The sequence below is a fragment of the Vreelandella arcis genome, assembly GCF_900103865.1.
Lineage (GTDB): Bacteria > Pseudomonadota > Gammaproteobacteria > Pseudomonadales > Halomonadaceae > Vreelandella > Vreelandella arcis.
The window spans coordinates 43,482-50,146 of sequence record NZ_FNII01000022.1; the positions used below are offsets into that span (position 1 = coordinate 43,482).

Consider the following 6,665-nt stretch of genomic DNA (forward strand, 5'->3'; position numbering starts at 1 on the left):
ATGAATCTATACCCCGTTCGCGCCATTTATATGGCCGAAATGGCGCGCACCCGCCGCACGTTGCTGCAAAGCATTGTGTCGCCGGTGATTTCCACGTCGTTGTATTTTGTGGTGTTTGGCGCGGCGATTGGCTCGCGGATCAGCGAAGTGAACGGCGTCAGCTACGGTGCTTTTATCGTGCCGGGGCTGATTATGCTGATGCTGCTCACCCAAAGCGTGTCGAATGCTTCGTTTGGGATTTTCTTTCCCAAGTTTTCCGGCAGCATTTATGAACTGCTATCAGCGCCAATTTCGCACCTGGAGATTGTGCTGGGCTATGTAGGGGCGGCGGCGTCCAAGTCGATTCTGCTGGGGCTGATCATTCTCGCCACCTCCGGTTTTTTTGTACCGCTGGAAGTGGCGCATCCGCTGTGGATGCTGACCTTTCTGGTGCTCACCGCGGTTACCTTCAGCCTGCTCGGCTTTATTATTGGCATCTGGGCGGAAGGCTTTGACCGGCTGCAGCTGGTGCCGCTGCTGGTAATTACCCCGCTGACGTTCTTGGGCGGCAGTTTTTACTCCATCGACATGCTGCCGCCGTTTTGGCAGGGCGTCACGCTGCTCAACCCAGTGGTGTACTTGGTCAGCGGCTTCCGCTGGAGCTTTTACGGTATTAGCGACGTTAGCCTGGGCGCCAGCGTCGCCATGATCGGCCTGTTCCTCGCCGCCTGTTTAGCCACCATTGGCTGGATTTTCCGTACCGGTTATCGTCTCAAACCCTAATAAGGGAGCGTCGAAAGTTTTATGCCCCTACTGCATAGTATGGTTCACCGCTTAGACCCCACGTTGGATGGGGAGCGCCTTACGCTGACCACTGCCCCCGCCGAGGCCGACAGCACCGAGCCGGTAATGGAAAGCCTGGTTAGCGCGCTTAACGACACCTACAACACCAAGCCCAAAGGTTGGGGCCGGTTTGCCGAGGAAGGTGAAAACGCCGGGCCGCTGTCGGTTTGGCTGCGCGACTATCTAGCCGATGAGCAGAGCTTTGCCGAGCTTTCCGGCGCGCTGGCCGAACGGCTCGCCAAGCAACTGCAAGAACAGCTGTCAGTGAGTGGTTACTTAGTCATCAGCCACCAGCGTCAGGGTGATACCGATACCTTGCTGATGGCGCTGGTTCACCAGCGCGAAGGGATTGGCATTAACGATACGCACCAAGCCGTGCCCGCCGCCCAGCTTAATACCCGCCAGCTTACCCTGGCGGCGCGGGTTAACCTCACTCAATGGCAAAGCGACGCGCCTGACGCCCAATATGTCTCGTTTCTGAAAGACCGCGGCGGCAAAAAGCTGGCCGAAGGGCTGGCTCAACTATTGGGCATGGAAGAGGGTGTCGATGCCCCCACAGAAACCCGCACGCTGCTAAAAGCCTTTAGTGACTACGTCGAAAAAGAAGACTTTGACGACGAGGCCAGCCGCGAGAAAACTGACAATTTGGTGGATTACGCCAACGATCAGTTGCGCCGGGGGGAACCCATGACGCTGGAGGCACTCTCAGAGCTGGTCGACGAGCAGCAGCCCAAAGCTTTTTACGAGCACATTCGCCAAGCGGATTACGGCCTAGCGCCGGAAATTCCCCCCGACAAGCGCACTTTGAATCAATTTCGCCGCTTTACCGGGCGCGCTGGCGGCGTCTCGATCAGCTTTGACTCGCACCTGCTCGGCTCAAGTATTGAGTACGACGCTGCCCAGGATCGCCTGATTATCAAGCAGGTGCCCAAGCAGCTAAAAGATCAGTTAACTCGCGATTCGTAAGTTAGGACTCACACCCGACATCAGGAGAGCCGTCATGCTGGAGGCGATTAGCCAATTTTTTCAGCGCACGCTTTCGCAACCCGAACAGCGCGACAACCAAACCCTCACGCTTGAGCTGGCCTCAGCGGCGTTGCTGGTTGAAATCGCCCGCGCCGACCACGAAACCAGCGACACCGAGCTCGCCGCTCTACGCAGCATGCTGTTGCAGCGCTACCAACTGAGCGAAAACGACGTTGACGAGCTGATGGCGCTGGCGCGGGATGAAGTGGAAGATGCGGTCGACCACTACCAATTCGTTAGCCTGATCAAAGAGCACTACGGCTACGAGCAACGCTGCGAACTGGTCGCGTTGATGTGGCAGCTGGCCTGGGCCGATGGCAACGTGGATGCTTTAGAAGAGCACCGTATTCGTCGCCTGGCCGACTTGCTGCACGTCAGTCACAGCGATTTTATTCGCACCAAGCTGCTATCCGAGGAGCGTTTTACCCCTAATGAGTGATCGCAACGACGGCTCAACATTAATGGATCTAATTGCGTTGATGGAACGCATGGAGCAGGACGCTCAGCGAGTCAGCGTTAACAATGTCGTTCACGCCATAGGGCGGCGCTCGTTCGGCCCTCTGCTGTTGGTGGCAGGGCTTATCACCCTGGCACCGATTATCGGCGATATTCCCGGCATGCCGACCCTGATGGCCACGCTGGTGCTGTTGGTCTCGGTGCAGCTATTGGCCGGGCGGGAAACCTTCTGGTTACCCCAATGGTTGCTCAAGCGTTCTATCTCACAGCCTAAGTTTGATAAAGGCCTACGCTTGATGAAAAAGCCCGCCCGTTGGATTGATGGGCTGTTACGGGTGCGCTTGCCGTGGCTAACCGGCTATATAGGCATCCGCGTAACGGCGGTGGTGTGCCTGTTGATTGCTCTGGCCATGCCGCCGATGGAATTTGTCCCTTTTTCGGCCAATGGCGCCGGATTGGCGCTGTCGCTGCTGGGCCTAGGTCTGGTCGCGCGGGATGGTCTTATGTTGCTATTGGGGTTTGTGCTGTTCGGCGCCACTTGCACGCTCATCCTCGTCGGCCTGCTTTAAAATTTGCGCTTACAAGGAATCAACGATGACCGATACGCCACCGACACCCCCTAAGCCGCCTGCCTCCCAAGGCCGTTGGGAGCGTCGTATAGAAACCGCGCTATGGAACTCGCGGTTTTTGGTCATGCTGGCCGTGGTGCCTAGCCTGCTGGGCTCGGTGATGCTGTTCCTGGTGGGTACTGTGGATATCGCCAAGGTCGTATTACGCACGCTGCACTACTACTTCGTGGATAGCAGCGTCGATATCCACGAAAGCCTGGTGCCCGATATCATCATCGCCGTGGATATTTATCTTATTGCCATTGTATTGATGATTTTCGGGCTGGGAATCTACCGGCTGTTCGTATCGCGTATCGATCAGGCAGAAGAGCGCTATCCCCACCACCCGTTCAACGTCGCCTCGTTAGACCAGCTCAAGGATAAAATCGCCCGGGTGGTGATATTAGCGGTGATTATCGAATTCTTCCGCGCGGTGGTGGATATTCGCTTTGCCACCCCCCTCGAGGCAATTTATCTGGCGCTTTCGGTGCTGGCGCTGGCCGCCGCGCTTTATCTGATGAGCCTTGGCCACAAAAAAGAATAGCCCTTGCGGGCGTCATGAGCGTTAGGTTGCATCGTGAGTGAGCAATGCCGCCACCATTGCATTCAGCCGTTCCTGAAACTCCCCGCCGGGCGAGGGCGGGCTGGGGTCAGCAGTTATCACAATGGTTAAGGCGCGCTCGGGGATGACAAACAGCGCTTGGCCGCCGTACCCCCGCCCGTAGTAAGTATCTTCACCGCCCAATTGGGTGATAAACCAGCCATAGCCGTATCCGTCGCCGGTCCAGCGCGAGGTTCCCCGTGGCGTCCACGAGCGCTCGACCCAGTCTTCCGGCAGCACGCGCTGGCCATTGCCGGTGTTATCAGAGACGAGGCCATCGTTGCGATACAGCTCGCCAACTTCCACCAGCGCCCGCGGCGAAAGCTGCATCTCGTTGCCGCCAAAATAAACCCCCTGAGGGTCGCGCAGCCACGGTTGAATCGCAATATCAAGCGGCTCGCCCAGCAAGCGCTTGACCAAGGCATGGGTCGACTCGCCGCTCGCGTAGGTCAGCGCAGCAGAAAGCAGATGGCTTGAACCGGTGGAATACAGCATGCGGCCACCCGGTCGGTCGACGAAGGGCCGCGTTAGGGCGTCTTCCACCCAGTTGGGGCTGGCCACCCAGGCACCATAGTTTTGCCCCGAGGTACGCTCAAGCCCCGCTTGTAATGATAGCAAATGCCCCACGGTAATATCGGCAACCTCAGGGGCCGCTGCCGGTGGCACGCGATCACCGAGTAACGACACTAAGGATTGCTCGGTGGAATCGATAATACCCGCCTCAATGGCGGCACCCACCAGTGCCGCTAGCACGGTTTTGGAAAGCGACTTGATATTCGCTGGCGCATCAACGCCAGGCCCGCCCTGGTGGTGTTCATAAATCACCTCGCCCTGATGCGCCACCACGATGCTGTGCAGGTGCGAATAGCCTCGAGCGCTCTCACTGAGGGTATGCAGCGCTCTAGCGCTAGGGGCGTCAGAGGTTTCTTGGGCAAGTACGGGGGAGGAGAACGGGGTGGCGGCTAAAAAGCTCATACAGACGGCGGAAAATAGCGAGCGCATAGCGATCCCTCAGCAGATAGGAATCTCTTTGAGCTTATGGCCGGGTAAGGGTTCCAGTCGCTAGTGTCAGGGAGGAATACAAATGACTTTTTATAGCCGATACCTGAGCGTCGCCACGTGTAAGCTACGCAAAGCGCGGCAAGGGCTGCTAGGCTTTAGTCGCGAATAGGCAATTGCCTATCCACCGCCAATACGCAAGGAGTGCTGTTATGAGAAATATTATCTATATCATAGGACTGATAGTGGTCGTGCTGTTTATTCTTTCGATGCTCGGCCTACGCTAAAAACGCTGATTAACCGACGTCATTGTTACTTAGGCGCAGTCCGCTGCGCCTTCGCCAAACATATCAAACATCAACTCGCGCCCCAGCGGCGTTAGCACAAACCGCCCTTGCTCGTTGCGGGTAGCCGCGTGGCTGGTCTCTAATACCTGCTGGCAGGTGGCCCAGGCAGGGGCGTTTTGGGTCAGCGACTGTAATTCTTTACGGCTGAGGCCGCGCTGGGCTGAGGTGATGCTCTCTAGCACATGGCCGTTGTCGTAAAGCAGTTCGGCCACAACGGCCAAGCAATGACGTAGGCTGCGCTGAACGTGGCTGGCGGTGGACATATCGGTGGGCATTCTCTTCTCCAAATACGTTAGTTCGGCAGGAATGAGGTTTAATGCCTGTGTTGCACTGCATTATAGACTAATGTCGATACTAGACCAACGTCTATATCAGGTTTTCCTTCAATGGCCCGTCATCAAATCTCAAGCGACGTGATAAGCTCGCCCTTATATTCGCCACCCCGTATTGATGAGTGAGTTAACACGGCATGCATATTAGTGTTTTTGGAACCGGTTACGTTGGATTAGTCGCAGGCGCCTGCTTGGCCGATGTCGGCCATCAAGTCACCTGTATGGACGTTAACGCCGAGCGCATCGCCCAGCTTAACGCCGGTGAAGTCCCTATTTTCGAGCCGGGGCTAAGCACCATCGTCGCGCATAACGTAGATGCAGGCCGCCTGAGCTTTACCACCAACGCCGAGCAAGCGGTTCAAGAAGGCGAGTTGCTATTTATCGCGGTGGGCACGCCGCCGGATGAAGACGGCAGTGCCGATCTTCGCTATGTGCTGGATGTCGCAAGAACCATCGGCGAGCACATGAACGATTACAAGCTGGTGATCGACAAATCCACCGTGCCGGTGGGCACCGCCGAAAAAGTCCACGCCGCCATGGCGGAAACGCTGGCCGCGCGCGGCGCTGATATCCCCTTTGATGTGTGCTCCAACCCGGAATTCATGAAAGAAGGCGCAGCCATTGAGGACTTTACCCGTGGCGCGCGCATTGTCGTCGGTACCGACAGCGAGCACGTCAAAGCACGTATGCATGAGTGCTATGCGCCGTATAACCGTAATCATGACAAGCTGATGTTCATGAGCGTCCGCGCCGCGGAACTGACCAAATACGCCGCCAATGCCATGCTGGCCACCAAAATCAGCTTTATGAATGAAATGGCCAATTTAGCCGAACGTCTGGATGTAGATATCGAAGACGTGCGCCGCGGCATCGGCAGCGACCCGCGCATTGGTTACCACTTTATTTACCCCGGTTGTGGCTATGGCGGCTCGTGTTTCCCCAAGGATGTGCAGGCGCTTGAGCGCACCGCCCGCCAGCTTGGCTACACGCCCGCGTTGTTAAGCGCGGTGGAAACCGTGAACCAACAGCAAAAACTAACGCTATTCACAAAACTGCAAACAACGCTGGGTAATTTAGAAGGCAAAACGATTGCGGTATGGGGGTTAGCGTTCAAGCCTAATACCGACGATATGCGCGAAGCGCCCAGCCGCACGCTAATGGAAGCGTTATGGCAAGCGGGCGCCAAGGTGCAGGCGTTCGACCCGGAAGCCATGGCTGAATGCCGCCGCCTTTACGGCGAGCGCGACGACCTGATGCTCGCCGGCGACCGCATTCAAGCGGTAAAAGGCGCAGATGCCCTGGTGATTTGCACCGAATGGAAAGAATTTCGCAGCGTCGATCTTAGCTGGCTCGCCAGCCAGCTCAAAGACCGTGTGGTGGTAGATGGGCGCAACCTGTTCGCTCCTAAGGCTGTGTGGGAAGCGGGGCTCACATACCTCGGGGTAGGGCGCTAACGTGCATTTCCACCCCCCCC

The 6,665-nt window shown here is 57.1% G+C and carries 8 protein-coding genes; 6 read left to right on the top strand and 2 right to left on the bottom strand.

The genetic code is table 11. From position 1 onward, the window contains the following. Genes BLR97_RS18255 through BLR97_RS18275 form a run of 5 tightly spaced genes read left to right on the top strand, consistent with a single transcriptional unit; the run spans position 1 to position 3,456 of the window. Complete coding sequence (locus BLR97_RS18255; RefSeq protein ID WP_089708162.1) at positions 1–762, top strand: ABC transporter permease; 762 nt, start codon at positions 1–3, stop codon at positions 760–762. 21 nt (positions 763–783) lie between these two features. Then, a complete protein-coding gene (locus BLR97_RS18260; RefSeq protein ID WP_089708164.1) occupies positions 784–1,788 on the top strand; it encodes a nucleoid-associated protein in 1,005 nt (334 codons plus the stop codon). A 34-nt stretch (positions 1,789–1,822) separates the two neighbouring features. Next, on the top strand, positions 1,823–2,287 hold the full coding sequence (locus BLR97_RS18265) for a tellurite resistance TerB family protein (RefSeq protein ID WP_089708166.1): 465 nt from the start codon (positions 1,823–1,825) through the stop codon (positions 2,285–2,287). After that, positions 2,280–2,873, top strand: a complete 594-nt coding sequence (locus BLR97_RS18270) for an exopolysaccharide biosynthesis protein (protein ID WP_089708168.1) — start codon at positions 2,280–2,282, stop codon at positions 2,871–2,873. The genes BLR97_RS18265 and BLR97_RS18270 overlap by 8 nt, the downstream gene beginning before the upstream one ends. Before the next feature lie 25 nt (positions 2,874–2,898). Beyond that, entirely contained in the window at positions 2,899–3,456 is a 558-nt protein-coding gene (locus BLR97_RS18275) for a YqhA family protein (protein WP_089708170.1), read from the top strand. 21 nt (positions 3,457–3,477) lie between these two features. Here BLR97_RS18275 and BLR97_RS18280 read toward each other — a convergent pair whose 3' ends face one another. Beyond that, positions 3,478–4,515 (bottom strand): serine hydrolase domain-containing protein, encoded by a 1,038-nt coding sequence (locus BLR97_RS18280; protein ID WP_089708172.1) that lies wholly within the window; start codon positions 4,513–4,515, stop codon positions 3,478–3,480. A 313-nt stretch (positions 4,516–4,828) separates the two neighbouring features. Next, entirely contained in the window at positions 4,829–5,134 is a 306-nt protein-coding gene (locus BLR97_RS18285) for a hypothetical protein (protein ID WP_089708174.1), read from the bottom strand. 194 nt (positions 5,135–5,328) lie between these two features. Between BLR97_RS18285 and BLR97_RS18290 the strand changes: the two genes are divergently transcribed. Then, positions 5,329–6,645, top strand: a complete 1,317-nt coding sequence (locus BLR97_RS18290; protein ID WP_089708177.1) for a UDP-glucose dehydrogenase family protein — start codon at positions 5,329–5,331, stop codon at positions 6,643–6,645. Positions 6,646–6,665 lie beyond the last annotated feature (20 nt).